Origin of the sequence: Azospirillum lipoferum 4B (assembly GCF_000283655.1) — a bacterium.
GTDB classification, from domain to species: domain Bacteria; phylum Pseudomonadota; class Alphaproteobacteria; order Azospirillales; family Azospirillaceae; genus Azospirillum; species Azospirillum lipoferum_C.
On record NC_016622.1, the window covers coordinates 1606741 to 1625498 of the forward strand.

Annotated in this window: 15 protein-coding genes; 8 read left to right on the forward strand and 7 right to left on the reverse strand. The window is 58.8% G+C overall.

Going from position 1 to position 18758, the window contains the following annotated elements:
* Positions 1-234: 234 nt before the first annotated feature.
* Complete coding sequence (locus tag AZOLI_RS07430) at positions 235-585, forward strand: hypothetical protein (protein WP_162488010.1); 351 nt, start codon at positions 235-237, stop codon at positions 583-585.
* 297 nt (positions 586-882) lie between these two features.
* On the opposite strand, the gene AZOLI_RS33165 is transcribed toward AZOLI_RS07430, so the two are convergent.
* The 3 genes from AZOLI_RS33165 to AZOLI_RS07440 all read right to left on the reverse strand — a co-directional run bounded on the left by AZOLI_RS33165 (position 883) and on the right by AZOLI_RS07440 (position 4572).
* Positions 883-972, reverse strand: coding sequence for a helix-turn-helix domain-containing protein (locus tag AZOLI_RS33165; RefSeq protein ID WP_244442456.1), 90 nt, complete (start codon positions 970-972; stop codon positions 883-885).
* A 311-nt stretch (positions 973-1283) separates the two neighbouring features.
* Positions 1284-3002: an AIPR family protein gene (locus AZOLI_RS31030; protein WP_162488011.1), complete on the reverse strand. Its 1719-nt coding sequence runs from the start codon at positions 3000-3002 to the stop codon at positions 1284-1286.
* Positions 3003-3378: 376 nt separating this feature from the next.
* Positions 3379-4572, reverse strand: coding sequence for a vWA domain-containing protein (locus AZOLI_RS07440; RefSeq protein ID WP_014247992.1), 1194 nt, complete (start codon positions 4570-4572; stop codon positions 3379-3381).
* A 61-nt stretch (positions 4573-4633) separates the two neighbouring features.
* Here AZOLI_RS07440 and AZOLI_RS07445 point away from each other — a divergent pair, with 61 nt between their 5' ends.
* Complete coding sequence (locus AZOLI_RS07445; protein ID WP_014247993.1) at positions 4634-5212, forward strand: HD domain-containing protein; 579 nt, start codon at positions 4634-4636, stop codon at positions 5210-5212.
* A 137-nt stretch (positions 5213-5349) separates the two neighbouring features.
* Positions 5350-6867, forward strand: coding sequence for a cytochrome c oxidase accessory protein CcoG (gene ccoG, locus AZOLI_RS07450; RefSeq protein ID WP_014247994.1), 1518 nt, complete (start codon positions 5350-5352; stop codon positions 6865-6867).
* Positions 6868-6967: 100 nt separating this feature from the next.
* Here the strand turns inward: ccoG and AZOLI_RS07455 are convergent, their stop codons facing one another.
* The 3 genes from AZOLI_RS07455 to AZOLI_RS07465 all read right to left on the reverse strand — a co-directional run bounded on the left by AZOLI_RS07455 (position 6968) and on the right by AZOLI_RS07465 (position 8720).
* The gene (locus tag AZOLI_RS07455) at positions 6968-7384 is read right to left on the reverse strand and encodes a hypothetical protein (RefSeq protein WP_044549828.1); all 417 of its coding nucleotides are present in this window, start codon (positions 7382-7384) and stop codon (positions 6968-6970) included.
* A 60-nt stretch (positions 7385-7444) separates the two neighbouring features.
* A complete protein-coding gene (locus AZOLI_RS07460) occupies positions 7445-7834 on the reverse strand; it encodes a hypothetical protein (RefSeq protein WP_014247995.1) in 390 nt (129 codons plus the stop codon).
* A 415-nt stretch (positions 7835-8249) separates the two neighbouring features.
* Positions 8250-8720, reverse strand: coding sequence for an ACT domain-containing protein (locus AZOLI_RS07465; protein WP_044549832.1), 471 nt, complete (start codon positions 8718-8720; stop codon positions 8250-8252).
* Positions 8721-8882: 162 nt separating this feature from the next.
* Here AZOLI_RS07465 and AZOLI_RS32345 point away from each other — a divergent pair, with 162 nt between their 5' ends.
* Entirely contained in the window at positions 8883-10904 is a 2022-nt protein-coding gene (locus tag AZOLI_RS32345) for a LamG domain-containing protein (RefSeq protein ID WP_162488012.1), read from the forward strand.
* A gap of 231 nt (positions 10905-11135) precedes the next feature.
* Here AZOLI_RS32345 and AZOLI_RS07470 read toward each other — a convergent pair whose 3' ends face one another.
* Positions 11136-14000: a [protein-PII] uridylyltransferase gene (locus AZOLI_RS07470; RefSeq protein WP_014247997.1), complete on the reverse strand. Its 2865-nt coding sequence runs from the start codon at positions 13998-14000 to the stop codon at positions 11136-11138.
* A gap of 417 nt (positions 14001-14417) precedes the next feature.
* On the opposite strand from AZOLI_RS07470, the gene AZOLI_RS07475 reads away from it, so the two are divergent.
* From AZOLI_RS07475 to AZOLI_RS07495, 4 genes are all read left to right on the forward strand, one after another.
* Positions 14418-14765, forward strand: a complete 348-nt coding sequence (locus tag AZOLI_RS07475; RefSeq protein WP_014247998.1) for a hypothetical protein — start codon at positions 14418-14420, stop codon at positions 14763-14765.
* 988 nt (positions 14766-15753) lie between these two features.
* Entirely contained in the window at positions 15754-16692 is a 939-nt protein-coding gene (locus AZOLI_RS07485) for an IS110-like element ISAli8 family transposase (protein WP_014248000.1), read from the forward strand.
* A 167-nt stretch (positions 16693-16859) separates the two neighbouring features.
* Positions 16860-17654 (forward strand): YdcF family protein, encoded by a 795-nt coding sequence (locus AZOLI_RS07490; RefSeq protein WP_162488013.1) that lies wholly within the window; start codon positions 16860-16862, stop codon positions 17652-17654.
* A gap of 132 nt (positions 17655-17786) precedes the next feature.
* On the forward strand, positions 17787-18758 hold the full coding sequence (locus tag AZOLI_RS07495) for a septal ring lytic transglycosylase RlpA family protein (protein WP_014248002.1): 972 nt from the start codon (positions 17787-17789) through the stop codon (positions 18756-18758).

The window sequence follows — 18758 nt, forward strand, 5'->3', positions numbered from 1 at the left end:
ATCATACGATTGCAATAAAAATCACTTCGTTTTCCACGCCCACACAATAGCGTTCATTATTTATTGAATACATGAGTACATCGAGAGACTCATTTCGTCATACATATCTGATTCTTTTTGAATCAATCAGATCGTTGATAAATAATTCAGTCGGAACGATATTCGATTTGCACCGGGCAACGATGTCTTGTGTGCGCTGGATTAACGATAGTCATAGAAACCAGGAGCATAGAAATGCGTTCTTCTTTCAAGGTTGGCATGATCGGCACCGTTCTGGCCATTGCGGCTTTCGCGGCCGGCGCCGCCCACGCCGACACGGTGGTCATCTCCTCCCACGCCATCGTCGGCGCGCCGGTGCAGAACCCCTCCGCCAGCATGACCTGGGCGGCGAATCCGACCACGGACAACCTGACGGTCCAGGTGGCCGGCAAGACCTGCACGCTGGTCAGCTCGGCCAAGGCCATCGGCTCCACCGGCTGCAACTATGCCCTGAACGTCGGCCCGGACGGCACGATCACCGGCGCGCTGACCGCCGGCAACCCGGGCTGCACCCCGACCGCCCAGGTCGCCAGCAGCTGCAAGTAATGCTCTAAGCATCGGCGGCATGGCTCACGCCACAGCCGCCGATGACGGTCCGGCAAGCACCCCCGCCCTCGCGTTCATCGCCGAGCCGACGCGGAGGGGGTGCTTGGCCGGATTTTTTGCGTTTGGAGAGAAGGGCGATTGAAAAGTAAGTACACAGTAGGGGATTTGCAAAAAATAGGCAGTCGCTTGATCCACTCTTTTACCAGGGCGCGAAGCAAGGACAGGCGAAGCTTTGCCTCCCGGTTCAGCGCCTGCCTCACCCACCAGACCCGATGGCGAAAAGCCTGCCACCCGTAATTAGGCTTGCCACAGCGTGGTGCGGCTGCAGCCCAAGGCGCGGGCGACCTGCTGGAAGGAGGCGCCGCGCGCCAGCATGCCGGCGGCCATCACCCACTGTTCCTCGTGGAAGCGCGAACCGGGGACTAGCGAGCCCTCCGGCGGGACGGGCGGTGGAGGTGGCGGCTTCGGCGGGGTTCAGGCAGTCAGGCATGGGGAGGCTCCTCAAGCTATAGGCAACCGCACCCAACACACAGGATTATGGGTTTAGCTATAGGGTGAAAATCCAATAAACTTTAACGCTCGATGCGTTGGTTAAGTTCTCCCGGCAATGCTGCTGAAGCTCGCCGCACTCTATCGAAGTGACGATCACCCATTTAAAAAAGTGGAATAGGGGAAATCAGCCCTATTCCACCGAGACATTAAGCTACTACTTTTGATGCAAACTCGCTAAATGTCGCCTGCTGCAAGTTCTTTATTGAAGCAACTACACCGACAAAATTTGGAACAGTTCTATTCACGCTTTCATTCGAAATACGATTTCTGGAAAAAGCTGACTCAAGTTGATTTGATAAAGACAGCATCATATCGACTATTGGCGTCCACAATTCAACCGCGCTTCCTGGACTAATATTATCGCGGAAAGTTAAATCAAAACGGTTCGGTATAGGCTTTGATAGTATTGTCTCCATGCATTGAGAAATCACATGAAGCAACAAATAATTGGATCCTTTATTATTCAGAAAGTCCAGACTGTTTTTTTCAATCTGAGTGAGTGATTGCTTGTCTTGCTTTTCTCTCGAAGAAAGATCGAGTCTTTTCTCATTTATAGCTTTCAAAAGAGAATAACAGAATACAATATGCCTAGCGGTTGTCCTTTCTGTGAATATTTGTCGGTAATTGTTTTCATTCGTCCAGAGCTCCGACTTTTTATCATAAGCTGTTACTGGGTTGCCGTGAAATGCCGACAAAGATTGACCGACCGTATACGAAGGAAGTGTAAACTTGCTCCTTTTGATGGCGTCGCTAGCCCCCCCACGCCTTCCACCTTCGTACTCAGCCTCGGGAATGTCATCGAATTCCAATCTCAGACGCTCTTGTATCTGATCAGTGCTCTTAAAGTCAGCAGCTTGCAGCTTGTTCTGAAGATTATTATATCTAACTACATTTGCTACGATAAAGTCTTTACTTGCCTTGACAAACCGAATCGGAATCTTGAGATCTCCAGACGGGTAGTTCTCGAGGCTGCCGATTGAGCCTGTAGTTTGCGCGCCATTTACGATTGCAATTCCAGTAATTTTCAGCTTTCTTCCGGACTTTGTGCGACGCCCAAGCTCATAATCGAGCACTAATGCTGTAACTCCGTTATTGTACACATAGAAATTCTTCGGCTGCGTGTTAGCAGTGCTTTTAATGCCGTTGTTAATGTTAGAATCACTATCTCTAGATCCTAGATACCCTCTCAGATTCGCAGAAAACAGGTCAGTCCCATATTTGTTGTATAATCTATACAGCCACTCACCACTTACATTAGTTACAACTGAACTCCAATCGGTCTCTTCGGTTTGCACAGCATCAGGAACAGAAAGATTAAACTCATCTGTTACAATGACCGTTCTCTCAGCCTGCATGTAAAGGCGACTAAGTTTATTTTTACACATTTCTTCAGAAAATATGTTGATGTCGCGACCAGAAGGGTAATTAGACAATGCTGCACGAGCAGATTTTTCAACCGCCCGAAGCTCTTCCTCGACATTTTTAGAGGAAGGATTATTGTGAACATACCATATATATATTTGCTTAACATCGCCAGAATTAATGGCTGACCTAAGTTCATCAGCTCGCCCCCTAATGCTGGGAGGCAATTTATCAATGTCTGCAGATAGAAGCCAAGTTATAGCGGTATTTAAATCAGATGCCTTGTTAGAAGGAGCAGCCTCGCGAACTCTCTGGGAAACATAACATTGGGCAATAATAGCAATTCTTCGTTCCTTATCGACGTATAGAACATCGCACTTCTTGTCATCACCACCTCCGGTGATGGACTCTGCTGCGATTGTTTGTATGTCATCAAGATTAAACCTAAGATTTATTGCGAAAACTCCGATTGCATCGTCTGACAGATTATAATTCTCCTTCATAATTCGGAATGCATTGAACCAGGAGGAATCTACATCTTGTGACATTATAGAGCCCTTACGATAATCTAGAAAATGGAAGCGGAGACATGATAATAGCACGCATGGGGGGAAATCAATCAAATCCGTTATCGCTTTCTAGCTTCGTGAAAACCGCATCATAAGCGAGGAAAAATTCCGCGATAGCATAGATAAAATTATCAATGCCTCAATGGTTTTCTCGCCACTTTTAAATTTTACTCTTAATGCTTAAAATAATAGCGAATAAATATAAAACGATATATTCAATAACCTGGACCGCACAACCACAAAGCGGTACACAACTTATTTCTAATACACATTCTCCCCAAACAAATTATCTTCATTTTGTTCTTCATTCTCACCTCCCCAACTCCCGCATAGCCCCGTCCAGCCCCTCCAGCGTCAGTGCGAACATGCGCCCGCCCATCAGGCGCTGGAGCAGGCGGGTGCTTTCCGTGTAGTCCCAGTATTGCGGAGGGGTCGGGTTCAGCCAGACCGCCTTGGCGTAGACCGACAGCAGGCGCTGCATCCACACCTGTCCGGCTTCCTCGTTCCAATGCTCGACGCTGCCGCCGGGGTAGACGATCTCGTAGGGGCTCATGGCGGCGTCGCCGACGAAGACCAGCTTGTAGTCGGCGGGATAGGTGTGCAGGACGTCCCAAGTGGAGATGCGCTCGGTATGGCGCCGCGCGTTGTCGCGCCAGACGCCCTCGTAAACGCAGTTGTGGAAGTAGAAGTGCTCCAGGTGCTTGAATTCGCTGCGCGCGGCGGAGAACAGCTCCTCCACCAGACGGATGTGGTCGTCCATCGAGCCGCCGATGTCGAGGAACAGCAGGACCTTGATCGTGTTGTGACGCTCCGGAACCATCTTCAGGTCGAGCCAGCCGGCGTTGTTGGCGGTGGCGCGGATGGTGCCGGGCAGGTCCAGCTCGCTGGCCGCGCCGCTGCGGGCGAATTTGCGCAGGCGGCGCAGGGCCACCTTGATGTTGCGGGTGCCGATCTCCACCCGGTCGTCCAGATTGCGGAACTCGCGGCGGTCCCACACCTTCACGGCGCGGCGGTGGCGGCTCTCGTGCTGGCCGATGCGCACGCCCTCCGGGTTGTAGCCATAGGCGCCGAAGGGGGAGGTGCCGGCGGTGCCGATCCATTTCGAGCCGCCCTGGTGCCGGCCCTTCTGCTCGGCAAGGCGCTGGGCCAGCGTCTCCATCAGCTTGTCCCAGCCGCCGAGCGCCTGGACCTGCGCCTTCTCCTCGTCGGTCAGGAAGCGTTCGGCCAGCTTGCGCAGCCACTCCTCCGGCAGGTCGGCGACGGGGACCTCCTCGCCGGCGGCTGGCGTGTCGTCGGTCAGGCCCTTGAAGGTGGCACCGAAGACGCGGTCGAAGCGGTCGAGATTGCGCTCGTCCTTAACCAAGCATGCACGACTGAGATAATAGAAATCCTCGACGCGGAAGGACGCGGTGCCCTGCTTCATGGCCTCCATGAGCGTCAGGTACTCCGTCAGCGAGACGGGGACGCCGGCCTTGCGCAGATCGAAGAAGAAACTCGTGAACATGAGAGCGGTCCTTCGCACGGTCCTACCAAGCGGAGAGTAATGCCCCAGCCGAGAGAACGCCATGAGCCTGCCGAACGCTTCATTGCCGAACGCCCCCCTCCTCGATTTCGCGCGGGCGCTGGATTTCGCCGCGCACAAGCACATCGACCAGCGCCGCAAGGGCGTGCGCGCCGAACCCTATGTCAACCACCTGTCGGAAGTGGCCCTGCTGGTGGCGGAGGCGACGGCCGGCAAGGACCCGGTCGTGGTGATCGCCGCGCTGCTGCACGACACGCTGGAGGACACCGACGCCAGCTATGAGGAGATCGAGCAGCTGTTCGGGGCGGAGGTGGTGCAGGTCGTCGCCGAGACCACCGACGACAAGCGCATGTCGAAGGCCGAGCGCAAGCAGCACCAGATCGACGCCGCGCCCCATGCCTCGACGCGGGCGAAGCTGGTGAAGCTGGCCGACAAGGTGTCGAACCTGCGCTCCATGGCGCACAGCCCGCCCGCCGACTGGCCGCTGTCGCGCAAGGTCGAATATTTCGAATGGGCGCATGCGGTGGTCGCCGGCCTGCGCGGCACCGACGCCCGGCTGGAGTCCCTGTTCGACCGCGCCTATCACGACGGGCTGGCGGAGCTGCGCGGACAGAGCGTGTGAGGGGGCCGGCATGCACGGGCCGGGAGGCTGAAACGGGGCCGGATTGATATCGCGCAATGCGGCTCCATGACGGAAGTCTTATGGAGAAGGGACAAAGCTGACGCCACCCGTGCCGCTGACGGCCGAGGAACCACGCCATGTCCCTTCCGCAAGACGACTCCACCCTCACCCGTCGCCCCGCCCAGGCCGCCAAACAGGGCGCACCGGCCCCGACCGAGCCGCATGAGGAGCCGGGCCGGCACTGGTTCGTGAACCGGCCGAAGGTCTATGCCGCCGACGTCAAGGGGCGTTTCCGCCAGTTGAAATGGGCGGCCCTGATCGTGCTGCTGGCGATCTACTACATCACGCCGTGGATTCGCTGGGAGCGCGGGCCGGGCATCCCGGACCAGGCCGTTCTGGTCGACATGGTCGGGCGCCGCGCCTATTTCCTGTGGATCGAGATCTGGCCGCAGGAGGTCTATTACCTGACCGGCCTGCTGATCCTGGGCACCTTCGGCATCTTCTTCGCCACCACGCTGGCCGGGCGCATCTGGTGCGGCTACGCCTGCCCGCAGACGGTGTGGACCGACCTGTTCATGTGGGTGGAGCGCAAGATCGAAGGGCCGCGCACCGCCCGCATCCGGCTGGACAAGGCGCCGATGACAGGGGCCAAGCTGGCGCGCAAGGGGGCCAAGCATGCGGCGTGGGTGGCGATCTCGGTGCTGACCGGCGGGGCGTGGGTCTTCTACTTCAACGACGCGCCGACGCTGATGAACGAGCTGCTGCACGGGCAGATCACCAGCGGCGTCGCCACCTTCATCGCGCTGTTCAGTTTCACCACCTATTTCTTCGCCGGCTGGGCGCGCGAGCAGATCTGCATCTATGTCTGCCCGTGGCGCAGCTTCCAGTCGGCGATGGTGGACGAGGACACCTTCCTGGTCACCTATGAGGACTGGCGCGGCGAGGGCCGCGCGCCGCTGCGCAAGTCGCAGAGCTGGGAGGAGCGCAAGGCGGCGGGGTTGGGCGACTGCATCGACTGCAAGCAGTGCGTCCATGTCTGCCCCACCGGCACCGACATCCGCGAGGGACAGCAGATCTCCTGCATCGGCTGCGGCCTGTGCGTCGATGCCTGCAACGACGTGATGAAGCAGATCGGCCGGCCCATCGACCTCGTGCGCTTCGACACCCAGTCGAACCAGATCGCCAAGATCGACGGCAAGCCGGAACGGGTGAAGCTGGTGCGCGCCCGCACCGTCATCTATTCGCTGATCATGCTGGTCGTGGCCTGCGCCATGGGCATCGCCCTGCTGCTGCGCCCGACGCTGGACGTCAGCGTGCTGCGCGACCGGGCGCCGCTGTTCGTGACGCTGTCGGACGGGTCGGTGCAGAACGCCTACACCATCAAGCTGCTGAACAAGACGCACATCGCCCGCAGCTATGCGGTGACGGTCGAGGGACTGACCGGCGCGCATCTGTCGGTGGCTGGCAATGACGAGGCCGGCAGCGGCACCAGCCTGACCCTGCGGGCGGAGGCCGACTCGGTGGCGACCTACCGCGTCTTCGTGAAGGTGCCGGCCGCGGCGGTGAAGTCGGGGTCGACGGATGTGTCGGTGATCGCCAAGGACCAGACCAGCGGCGAGGTCGGCAAGCACATCAGCGTGTTCATGGCGCCCTGATGGGCAAAAGGGAACCGGCGGAAAGCCCGACGCACTGGGCTTTCCGCTGTCCTGCGGAACCGCAGTCGCGGTGCGATCCGCCGCTACCGCAGGCTTAAGCTCAGGTTGCCAGATCGAGATATTTCAGGTCATTGCAATAGGTCATACTGGTATCGCCCTGCTTCAAATAGCATTCATTGAACTGAATCTTTTTGCCATCCTCACTGAAGCCGGAGAAGAAGTAATTGATCGTCGCCCCTTCTCCGGGATAGTGGTAATCTCCGCCATAAAAATAGTGGTCTTTGTTTAGATCGATGGAATATTTGTCTTTCCCAACCGTTATGGTCAACCACATTCTATTGAAATCACCCCACTTAGCGCCATCATAATCCATGACATATGTGCTTTTGTCATTGATCTTGGCCGGCTTTTTCATTTTGCTGTCCTGAGGGGAATTGAAAATAACGGTATCGTTGATCTTCAGATAATTGATCTCAAGGCTAGAGCAGGCCACATTGGTGAATGCGATGCTTCCCATTTTGGACTCTTCCTTTTCAATTGGAATTTCTGGAAACCATGACTGAGCGATTTGAATCAATCATGCAGTCTTGAGATACTTCAAGTCGCTTGAATATTTGTATCGGTCCAAATCAGGTGAGTTATAGGCGTAGTTGATCTGGATCGCTTTCTTGTCATCACTCAGCCCGCTGAGGATATAGCGCACTTTCGAACCGGAGCCAGGATAGCGGTACTGACCTCCGCCGAAATAGTGATCCTTGTTCAGATCAACCTTGTATGTTTGGCCATTCGTCTCGACTTCCATGATGAAATCGCTGAAACTCTGCCAATCCTTGTCTCTGTAATCAAACTCGACCGTCTGCAACCGGGCAATTTGGTATTGCCCGACCGATATGCTGGTTCCGTTGATTATCATTGACTTGAGATTCATTTTTCCACTCGTCAGATTGACGACACTGATATTCGCCATGGCCAGACCTCCATTGATTTGGTTGCGTCACCTTGCATCACCCCGCCGCACTGGCGTCATGGCAGGCAAAGGGCAATTTAAAGGAGGCGCATGCCAAAGAATGATCGACCATGTCGAATGATCGATCAAGCACTGGCGCGTTAAAGGTGTTTATTCGCCACAAAATTACAATTTTAAAACAGAGAAACCCGCATTCCATTCCCTGATGGTGACGAGTTGAATCAATTCTCTCCAAATGATTGAAAAACTTGTCGATCGTTGGAGATGACAGGACACCGGCGCACGGCTTTCCAATACCGGACTCGCAGGGAGTTGGAGAACTCCGCACAGCCCAACGATGTGGGCGCGCCTTCCTGTTGATCTGAGGCCGCGGTTGCCGGGCACGCAGAGCGGCCCGGACCGCGGCGCCGATCCCTCAAGTGCCGGCGAGCTTGGTTCTGGTGCGCTTGACCGTGGCCGGCGGCGGGGCGTCGCCGGTGGGGTCGTCGAGGGCGCTCAGCAGGCGTTCCTTGATCTTCGCCAGCTTGCCTTCATGCGTCACCTTCAGGCCGAAGACATCCTTCACATAGAAGACGTCGATGGCCTTCTCGCCGAAGGTGGAGACCTTGGCCGAACTGATCTGCAGGGTCAGGTTCGACAGCGCGCGGGTCAGGTCGTAGAGCAGGCCGGGACGGTCGCGGCCGCTCACCTCGATCACCGTATGGGTGGTGGAGGCGTTGTTGTCGATCAGCACGCGCGGCGGCACATGGAAGACGCGGGTGCGGCTGGCCTGGGTGGTGCGGCGGGTCGACAGGTCGTTCAGCGGCTTCAATTGGCCCGACAGCACCTTCTCGATCATCACCGACAGCTTGGCCAGCTTGTCGCCGCTCTCGAAGGCGCAACGCACACAAAAAATTGCAACTGATTTACACTCATTGTGATATGTTTGTGAATCATTTCGCGTATAAAATGTTATTTACAAAATGAAATATACTTATGATCATTTATCGAGGCAGAAGCACCTCTCAAATAGAGATGCATTATTATTAGCAACTAAGGAGGGTTGGAGATGGTCGGCTTTGTTAACTTCCCTAACGATGAAGACAATCCAGATAGCAACTTCTTTGGTCGTTGGGTCGACCTCGGACCTGTAAAGCTTGAAGAAAACGTGACAATCGAATGTTATTTCAGAACAAATGTGAATGCGAGAATGCCCCTCATCGGCTGGTTTGTCAGCAATGAGGAAGGTAATATAACCAATCAACTTTCAATCTCCGTCGGCCCAAAGATCCTTGGTGATGACAGGCCGATGTCATTTGTAAATGTTGCTTACAATTCTCATAAATACACAGTTCCTGATAGAAATAAAAGAATAAAATTTCTTATGGATGGTAAATGGCATCAAATTTCACTAAAAATTACAACTATAAAAAAAGAATTTGTCCAGAAAACCCAAGGACTTGATGTTTATATAGATGGAAATCTGGTTGGGGGAGCATCAGAAACACATATTTTTCAAGACAATCCAGAAACTGGTCGTCTTGTTTTAGGAAATGGCATGTTTTCAGTACAAGGCATAGATTATCAAAGCTGGATTGGAGATATTTCTGAAGTCAGAATATGGAATGGTGACAGGAATTTTCTGCCATACACTCGCGAGCCCGTGGCAGTTGATGCCGAATATCTGCGCGGCTATTGGCCTTTTTGGGGGGCGTACCCCAACGGCAAACAGAATGTGAGCACAAAGAGCTCGACTGGAACCTTTTCATCCCCCATCTTCAAAGACACCGTCTTCATGATCGAGAATGGCGGTTATTATAATCTCTACACGGATACGATCCTGAATGGGGTTTATAAAAAATTTCCACAATTTGAGACGGCAGCGGATAAGGAAGCAATTACATATATATTGGATGAACTAAAAAGCCAATCCCATGGGCGCGTCATCCAGAAAAATGTAGATAATCTGACTGAGTTTAGAAATATCTATAAAAACAGCTTAAACTCTATTGGGAACATATTTTCCTCTCTATCGAATCTGATTCCAAAAAAGGAATGGAATAATGATGATGTGAAAAAATCTTTTGAAATTGTAAAAGGGCAGCTCCTTGTTGAGCTGAATGCCGTTACGTTGGTATACAACTGCAGCAGCCGTCTATATGATTTCATGGATAATTATGCGATCAATGCCGAAAGTGCATTGACATCCTTGGCAAAACTATCGCCGATTCCCGACGATGTCGACGTGCAGATCGATATAGAAAAATACATCGAAGCCGCTCAATTGGCTTTGCGGGTGATATCGATCATTCTGGTTGAAAACAATCAGGAGACGCAATCCGAACAATCCCTGATAAACCCGGAAAAGGCAGTCGAAAATTTCGGGACCGCACTCGAAATCGCATCGGCGGTCATCGATTATTCAAACCCAAAGCCAACCGTATCCACGGATGGGGTCGTAACTTCAAATTATGTAAACATGAATAAAAAATTCATCAATTATTACAATGAGAGAAACGCAAAAATTGAATCTGTGGCAAAAGAAATGGTCGCAGATTGGGGTAAGCTGGAGTTCATTTCGCAAGACAATCGGGAGTTTATTTTTCCAAGAATATTAAGCGATTACGCCGCAAATGTCCTAAGGAGAAAAATTGCGAAGGAATTTGCCCTGTCGTGCCTATCAAGTTATTATACAAAATTCGTCTTTACCAACATGACGGAACCTTATCCATCCTATACCGGCATGGAGAATTTCCAGAAAATCGATATGAAGTTGGCAAAGGTAGAAGAATATTGGAGCTATATAGCGGGGAAGAAAAAATACAAGATAACCACGATATGCCGAGCCAACAATGGAAAAATTACAGAAGCTCCATCATTCGATATAGTCGATAATATTAACAATTTATTTGGTGGAGACACCATATCAACTCACTCGATACTATCCTATGACGACTTCAAAACAGAAACCCGCAATTGCGGAAACGGCCTTATCACCTTCTCCAAAGAAGGTTTCTCTGAGGAACAACTAAAGGAGTACATCGCGAACTGGGGCGATGAAGGTGATGGGCGAACCGTAACCGCGCCATAGCAACGGAAGGCGATCCACGGCTCGTTGCCCCTACAGCGTCGTGCGTTTTATATCAAACGCACGACGCTGTAGGCTTTTGTTCAGCGATAGGATAGACGCTCCAAATCGATTCCGATTTTGCGCGATCCGATCCGGCGCCATGCATCCTTCCGAATGCATGACGCCAGGAGTGCCGTAGAGCCGAAGGAGCGGTGACATCCGTCACCGGTGCCGGCCGACCGGATTTCGGGATCAGCGCCCGCCCTCGCCCTCGCCCCCGGTCACCTTCGTCCGCGTCCGCTTCACCGTGGCCGGCGGCGGGGCGTCGCCGCTGGGGTCGTCGAGCGCGCTCAGCAGGCGTTCCTTGATCTTCGCCAGTTTGCCCTCATGCGTCACCTTCAGACCGAAGACGTCCTTCACATAGAAGACGTCGATGGCCTTCTCGCCAAAGGTGGAGACCTTGGCCGAGCTGATCTGCAGGGTCAGGTTCGACAGCGCGCGGGTCAGGTCGTAGAGCAGGCCGGGACGGTCGCGGCCGTTCACCTCGATCACCGTGTGGGTGGTGGAGGCGTTGTTGTCGATCAGCACGCGCGGCGGCACATGGAAGACGCGGGTGCGGCTGGCCTGGGTGGTGCGGCGGGTCGACAGGTCGTTCAGCGGCTTCAATTGGCCCGACAGCACCTTCTCGATCATCACCGACAGCTTGGCCAGCTTGTCGCCGCTCTCGAACGCACCGCCACCGGCGGCGTCCTGCACCGAGAAGACGTCGAGCGCCATGCCGTTGGTCATGGTGAAGATGCGGGCATCGACGATGTCGGCGCCACAGGCGGCCAGCGCCCCGGCAAGGCGAGAGAACAGACCGCTGTGGTCGGTGGCGTAGATCGTCACCTCCGTCACCGCGCGGCCGCGGTCGACGCGGGTCTGCACCGTCAGCGGACGCTGCTCCCGCTCCGCATCGCGGACGATGCGGGCCTGATGGGCCAGCGTTTCGGCGTCGAAGGCCAGCCAGTAGGCGGGGTAGCCAAGGCCCTTGTGATGCTCGAAGGCGGCGTCGTCGAAGTCGGTCAGCTCGGCACGCAGGGCGGACTGGGCCGACTGGATGCGCCGCCCCCTGCCCTCCACCGTCATGCCGCCGGACATCATCTCTTCGGAACGGTTGTAGAGCTCGCGGAGCAGCGTGGCCTTCCAGTTGTTCCAGCGTTGCGGACCCACCGCGCGGATGTCCGCCACCGTCAGCACCAGCAGCAGGCGCAGGCGTTCCGGCGACTGGACCAGCGCCACGAAGTCGCGGACGGTCTTGTCGTCCTCCAGATCGCGCTTGAAGGCGGTGTGCGACATGGCCAGGTGCCAGCGCACCAGCCACGCCACCGTCTCCGTCTCCTCCGCCGTCAGGCCAAGGCGTGGGCAGAGCTTCTCCGCCACGCGGGCGCCCAGCACCGAATGGTCGCCGCCGCGGCCCTTGGCGATGTCGTGCAGAAGCACGGCGACATAGAGCGCCCGCTTCGACACCACCTTGTGGATCACCTCGGTGGACAGCGGCAGCTCGTCGGCATGCTCGCGTGCGGCGATCTTGTGCAGGATGCCGAGGGCGAACAGCGTGTGCTCGTCCACCGTGTAGACATGGTACATGTCATATTGCATCTGCGCGACGACCCGGCCGAAGTCGGGGATGAAGCGGGCCATCACCCCGGCCTCGTTCATGCGGCGCAGCGTGATCTCCGGATCCTTCGGCCCGGTCAGGATGTCGAGGAACAGCCGGTTGGCCTCCGGATCGTTGCGCAGCTTCGGCCCGATGGCGGACAGAGAGCGGGTGATGGAGCGCAGCGCCGCCGGGTGGATGTCGATGTCGTGGATCTGGGCGGTGTGAAACAGGCGGATCATGTCGATCGGCTGTTCCTTGAACTGCTTGTCGCTGCGGGCGTTCAGCCGCTCGCCGTCGACGATGAAGCCGTCCACGTCCTTGCGCCGGGCGACCGAGGCCAGCCGCAGCAGGTTGAACTTGGGCGGACGCTTCGATTCGGCCTCCAGCGCCGCGCAGAAGATGCGCGTCAGGTCGCCGACATCCTTGGCGACCAGGAAGTAATGCTTCATGAAGCGCTCGACGCCCTTGGTGCCGGCATGGTCGGTATAGCCCATGGCGGCGCCGATGCTGGTCTGGACGTCGAAGGTCAGGCGGTCTTCCAGCCGGCCGGTCAGGTAATGCAGGTGGCAGCGCGCGGTCCACAGGAAGTTCTGCGCCTTGGCGAAGCGCTGCGCCTCCTCCGGCGTCAGCACCTTCTTGCCGACCAGCTCATCGACGCCCTCGACGCGGTAGAGATACTTGGCGATCCAGAACAGGGTCTGCAGGTCGCGCAAGCCACCCTTGCCGTCCTTCAGGTTGGGTTCCAGCACATAGCGGCTGTCGCCCATCTTCAGGTGCCGGTTGTCGCGCTCCGCCAGCTTGGCCTCGACGAATTCGGGGCCGGAGCCGGCGACGACCTCCTTGTCGTAGCGCTTGCGCAGCTCGGCGAACAGCTTCCCCGGACCCCAGAGATAGCGCGATTCGAGAATGGCGGTGCGGATGGTGACGTCGGCCTTGGACTGGCGGATGCAATCGTCCACGCTGCGCACGGCATGGCCGACCTTCAGCCCCAGATCCCACAGGATATAGAGCATGTATTCGACCACCTGCTCCACCCGTGGCGTGCGCTTGTAGGGCAGCAGGAACAGCAGGTCGATGTCGGAGAAGGGCGCCAGCTCGCCACGGCCATAGCCGCCGGTGGCCGCCACGTCGAACACCTCGCCGGAGGTCGGGTTGGCGGTGGGGAAGATGAAGCGGACGGTGAAATCGGCAAGCGTGCCCACCACCCGGTCGGCGAGATAGCAGTTCTCCCGCACGCACTGTTCGCCCGATCCGCCATCGTCAAAGCGGCGCCGCACCTCCGCCCGCCCTTCGGCCAGCGTCTTGCGCAGGCAGGCGATCAACGCCGGGCGCAGCTTGTCGCCGGTGCCGTGTTCGGCGACCAGATCCTCAAGCTCCCCCGACAGCTTGCGGCGGGAGATGATGGCGCGCTTGTTGGGGATGGCCGACGCAGGGGTTTCAGGCGGAGTCGGCGTCTTGGAGCGGGCGGACAGCATCGGTCGGGGAAAACCTCGGCATTCTGGCGGCTTTCGGGCGATCCGGACTGGCCGCGGCATTCGCACTATAGCGGTAAAGCCTTCAGGTAGCACGCCCGCACTGGAAAACCAGCCCCACCGGCATGCTGCGGGATTCACAGATCTCACGGGCCATCAAGGCACTGCGATCACGGTACTTCTTCGGCCGTCATTCCCGCGAAGGCGGGAATCCATCCGTTCAAGGCGCTTGAATGCGGAGTTTCCTGGATCCCCGCCTTCGCGGGGATGACGCAAAGTTCCTTTGGTTCCAGGGGCTTAATGTCGCTCCAGGATCTGTGCATGCCACAGCACCGGCATGGGGGAGTGACGGCCGTCACAGCGCCACCCGGATTGCGGGGACAGACTGTCCCGCAAGGATCGCAATGCGGGAGACGGATCATGGCCGGCGGGAAGAGCATGGATCGCGCGGCGGGCGAGTCCCCGGCGAAGGGGCGGCGGGAGCTGGCGGCACTGAACGATGCGCTGACGCTGGCCGAACGGGGCCTGGGCCGTCAATCGACGGCGGCGCTGATGGCGCGGCTGCTGAGGGTGGCGGCGATGCATCCGCGGTCGGTGGACGACACGCTGATGTGGCAGGTCACCGACCTCGTCACCGGCGACGACGTGTCGGACGCGGTGAAGCTGACGCTGATCCGCATGGGCTGGGCGTCCATCGTCCAGGCGCAGTACCGGGCGCATGGGCTGCGGATGGTGGAGCCCAGGCTGGCGGTGATGGCGGCGGCATGACGGTGTCCGGGCATCCCGTACGGGGAGACCGAAAGTCGCCGTGCCTGCCTTAAGACGCCATCCTGCACGCCCAACCCGGAGAACCTGCCTTGTAACCTGATCTGCCAATACCAGATGAACTTGATCGCCCGCGAAGATCGAGCGGCGGGCGGCTGAGAGAGTCCATGTGCTCCCGCTTTGGTCAGTGGAGGGGCACATGTCCCAGGCAATGAAGCGCACCGACTACTCTTGCGAAGAGCTCCTCCTCTGGAGCCACAAGATTATCGAGAAGACGGCGGAAATCGGTGCATGTGCGGTGCGTGTGAAGGACTCCGTCAGGTATTTCTCCGCCCACGCCTCCGCACGGAGTGCGGCTCTTCGCGAGGACGCCGAAGTCAGGCAATCGCGGGCCGAGGAAATGCGCCTCTGGTGCCAACAGGCGGAGGTGCGGGCAAGACATGCGGTTGACGCGAATAGACGGGCTTTCCCGAACTCCGCAATCCTGCAAAACCTGTTCTACGCAAGGGCTTCCGTGGAAAACCTCCACACAGCGACCGAAGCCGCCAAGCGCCGACGGGATTCCTAGGCAAGTGCGTCTTCGACCCGCCCGCGGTCGCCATCCGCGCGCCCGCGGCGGCGCTATGGGATGCACAGATCTCGCATTTGCGAAAGAACAGCAGCTTTTGGTAGCGAGTAGCCCTTCTCCCCTTGCGGGGCGGGATCGGCCAAACGCCAACGGCGTTTTGCCGACCCGCGGGTTGGGATGAAGGGTGCGACCGGCTGAAAGCCGGTGGAAATCAAGGTTCCGCCCCTTGTATCTGGAATGGGTCCCAGTTTCGTGATGGAACTTGGATAGCGCCGGGTCCGGTGGCCACCGGACCCGGCGCGAGGCGGACGGCGCCCGATGCCCCTCAGGCCACAACCGTGGGTGAGCCATGGGACCGCTGCCTTTGTCACGCACGACCGAACAGTCGCCAGATCGTCCATCGCACGCGCAAGGCAGGTTACCGTGGCACACCTCATCTGTGGAGTGGATGTTTCGTCCGAGACGCTGGATGCCCGGATCGGCGACAGCGGGCCGATGAAGCGGTTCGACCGTACGTCGGAGGGGATCGCGGCATTGGCCGCCTTCTGCCGCGACAATGATGTCACCCTGGTGGCGATGGAGGCCACCGGCGGATACGAACGGCTGCCTTTCGGCCTGCTGTGGGGCCATGGCTTGCCGGTGGCGGTGCTCAACCCTCGCTCGGTGCGGCAGTTCGCCGAAGCGATGGGCTTCCTGGAGAAGACCGACCGGATCGACGCCGGCCTGATCGCCCGCTTTGCCGAGGTCAAGCGCATCACGCCCCAACCGCCGGCCAGCCAGAGCCAGCAACGCCTGCAAGCGCTGGTAACCCGCCTGCGCCAGCTCACCCAGACGCGCACGGTGCAGACTAACCAGCGCCGCTTGGTGACCGAGCCTACCGTGCTGGGCTCGATCGACGAGCTCGTCTCGCTGCTCAACCGCCAAATCCGGGCCTTCGAGACCGAGGTCGCTGCCATGATCGGAAAGGACCCGCTCTGGCAGCGGCTGGACGAGGCGTTCCGAACCATCAAGGGCGTCGCCGACCGCACCGTCGCCCGGCTCATGGCCGATCTGCCCGAGATCGGTACCTTGACCGGCAAAGCCGTCGCCAAGCTCGTCGGGGTCGCCCCGCTGGCGCGCGACAGCGGAAAGGCAACAGGAAAGCGACGGGTACGCGGCGGGCGTGATAGCGTCCGCTCCATCCTCTTCGTCGTCGCCGAGGTCGTCCGAAGACATGACCCCGACTTCGCTGCCTTCCACAAAAAGTTGAGCGACGCTGGAAAGCCTAAAAAGGCAATCCGCGTCGCCCTCGCCAGAAAGCTGCTCGTCAGGCTCAATGCCAAAGCCCGCGAGGTTCGTGCTGGACTCACTGTGGAGGCTTGACAGGCCAGACAGTCGCTCACCCCAACCCCTCTCCCGCGAGGGGAGAGGGGCTTTGCGTGCGAACAAACTCCAAATGCGATTGCCCCTGGCGGCGGCGGGGGTTCCCGTTGCCCGCGGGCGACCGCCGCGCTTATGCTGGCCTCCCCTCCACGGCCATGGACCGTCCGGTGCTGTCCTTCATCCTGTCGAAGCTGCTTTGGGCCGTGGTGGCGCCGGGCAACGCGCTGGTTCTGACGGTGGCTCTGGGCGCGCTGCTGCTGCGGACGCGGCGCTGGCAGCGGGCGGGCATGCGGATGGTCACGCTGGCGGCGCTCCTGCTGCTGCTGGTCACTTACACCGGGCTGGGCGCGCTGGTGGCGCTGCCGCTGGAGAACCGCTTCCCGAAGGCCGAGCCGGAGGGGCGCATCGACGGCATCATCATGCTGGGCGGCGCGCTCAACCCGCCGATTACCGCCGACCGCGGCGATCCCTCCCTCAACGACGCGGCTGAGCGGATCCTGGGCTTCGCCGATCTCGTCCGCCGCCATCCCGAAGCCAGGGCCGTCTTCACCGGCGGGTCGGGCCGGCTGCTGGGGCAGGAATACAAGGAGGACGTGACCGCCCGCGCAGCCCTGGCGCAGGCCGGTATCCCCGACGACCGCGTGATCTACGAGGCGCAATCCCGCAACACCTGGGAAAACGCCGTGTTCAGCAAGGAGCTGGTGAAGCCGGCACCGGGCGAGCGTTGGGTGCTCGTCACCTCCGCCATGCACATGCCGCGGTCGGTCGGCATCTTCCGCGCAATCGGCTGGGAGGTGATCCCCTACCCCGTCGATTACCGCACCCGGACCGGTGCCAAGCCCTTTCTGCGCATCGAGTTCGCCCAGAATCTGGTGATCCTCGACGATGCGGTGCGGGAATGGATCGGCCTGACCGCCTATTGGATGATGGGCCGCACCGATGCGCTGTTCCCGGCGCCCTGACATCCAGGATCAATTCTCACCTGTGTCATCGTGTTTCCCGGCATTTCCAGCCATTGGCGCGGCCGTGCCACTCGGCTAGAGTGCCGCCGCCTTGGCGGTTCGAGGCGACCGGGAGATCGAGGGGTTTGGCGGATGCGTCGCTGGCGCGGGGTGGGCAGGATCGTCGTGCTGGTCGGCGTGGCAACGCTCGCCGCCTGTGCGCAGAAGCCGGCCGGCACCGGCTCGGGCCTGCCGACCAGCGGCATCTACAAGGTGGGAAAGCCTTATCAGATCAATGGCGTCTGGTATTATCCCAAGGAAGACTACAGCTATGACGAGACGGGCATCGCGTCCTGGTACGGGCCCGGCTTCCATGAGAAGAATACCGCCAACGGCGAGATCTACGACCAGAACGAACTGACCGCCGCGCACAGGACCCTGCCGATGCCGAGCCTGGTGCGCGTCACCAACCTGGACAACGGCCGGTCAATCGTGGTTCGGGTGAACGACCGCGGCCCCTTCGCCAATGGCCGCATCATCGACATGTCGCGCCGCGGCGCCCAGTTGCTGGGCTTCGACGGTCCCGGCACGGCGAAGGTCCGCGTGCAGATCCTGGCGGAGGAAAGCCGCGCCATCGCCGCCGCCGCGCGCCAGGGAACCCCGGCGCCGCTGCTGGCGGAAATCGACGGCCCGCCGCCGAAGGCCGCCCCGCGCGGCCGGATCGAGGTGAGCGGACCGTCGGGTCCGGTGACGACGGTTTCGGCCTCGGCAGGCGCGCCGCGCCCGGCGGTGGTCGGCGCCCCGGTGCCGCCGCCCGCCACCGTCGCCGGCAGCATGTCGGAAGGCCGCTTCGTGCCGGCGCCGGTGGTGGCGCAGTTGCCGGTGAAGCCGCAGGAGGCGATCTATGTGCAGGTCGGCGCCTTCGGCAGCGAAGAGAATGTGGCGAAGGCCCGCGCCCGGCTGTCCGCCATGGGCCAGCGTGCCAGCGTCAGCCTGACGCGGTCGGGCGGCATGTCCCTGCATCGCGTCAGGGTCGGGCCGCTGGACAGCGTCGATCGTGCCGACACCCTGCTCAACCAGATCATACAGGCCGGCCTTACGGAGGCCAAAATCGTGGTGGATTGA

What these genes read in the sequence shown, in the direction of transcription:
- AZOLI_RS07470 (WP_014247997.1), bottom strand. Translation starts at nt 14,000, where the DNA reads ATGCTGTCCGCCCGCTCCAAGACGCCGACTCCGCCTGAAACCCCTGCG.
- AZOLI_RS07455 (WP_044549828.1), bottom strand. Translation starts at nt 7,384, where the DNA reads ATGGGAAGCATCGCATTCACCAATGTGGCCTGCTCTAGCCTTGAGATC.
- AZOLI_RS07440 (WP_014247992.1), bottom strand. Translation starts at nt 4,572, where the DNA reads ATGTTCACGAGTTTCTTCTTCGATCTGCGCAAGGCCGGCGTCCCCGTC.
- ccoG (WP_014247994.1), top strand. Translation starts at nt 5,350, where the DNA reads ATGTCCCTTCCGCAAGACGACTCCACCCTCACCCGTCGCCCCGCCCAG.
- AZOLI_RS33165 (WP_244442456.1), bottom strand. Translation starts at nt 972, where the DNA reads ATGGCCGCCGGCATGCTGGCGCGCGGCGCCTCCTTCCAGCAGGTCGCC.
- AZOLI_RS07445 (WP_014247993.1), top strand. Translation starts at nt 4,634, where the DNA reads ATGAGCCTGCCGAACGCTTCATTGCCGAACGCCCCCCTCCTCGATTTC.
- AZOLI_RS32345 (WP_162488012.1), top strand. Translation starts at nt 8,883, where the DNA reads ATGGTCGGCTTTGTTAACTTCCCTAACGATGAAGACAATCCAGATAGC.
- AZOLI_RS07460 (WP_014247995.1), bottom strand. Translation starts at nt 7,834, where the DNA reads ATGGCGAATATCAGTGTCGTCAATCTGACGAGTGGAAAAATGAATCTC.
- AZOLI_RS07430 (WP_162488010.1), top strand. Translation starts at nt 235, where the DNA reads ATGCGTTCTTCTTTCAAGGTTGGCATGATCGGCACCGTTCTGGCCATT.
- AZOLI_RS07475 (WP_014247998.1), top strand. Translation starts at nt 14,418, where the DNA reads ATGGCCGGCGGGAAGAGCATGGATCGCGCGGCGGGCGAGTCCCCGGCG.
- AZOLI_RS07495 (WP_014248002.1), top strand. Translation starts at nt 17,787, where the DNA reads ATGCGTCGCTGGCGCGGGGTGGGCAGGATCGTCGTGCTGGTCGGCGTG.
- AZOLI_RS31030 (WP_162488011.1), bottom strand. Translation starts at nt 3,002, where the DNA reads ATGAAGGAGAATTATAATCTGTCAGACGATGCAATCGGAGTTTTCGCA.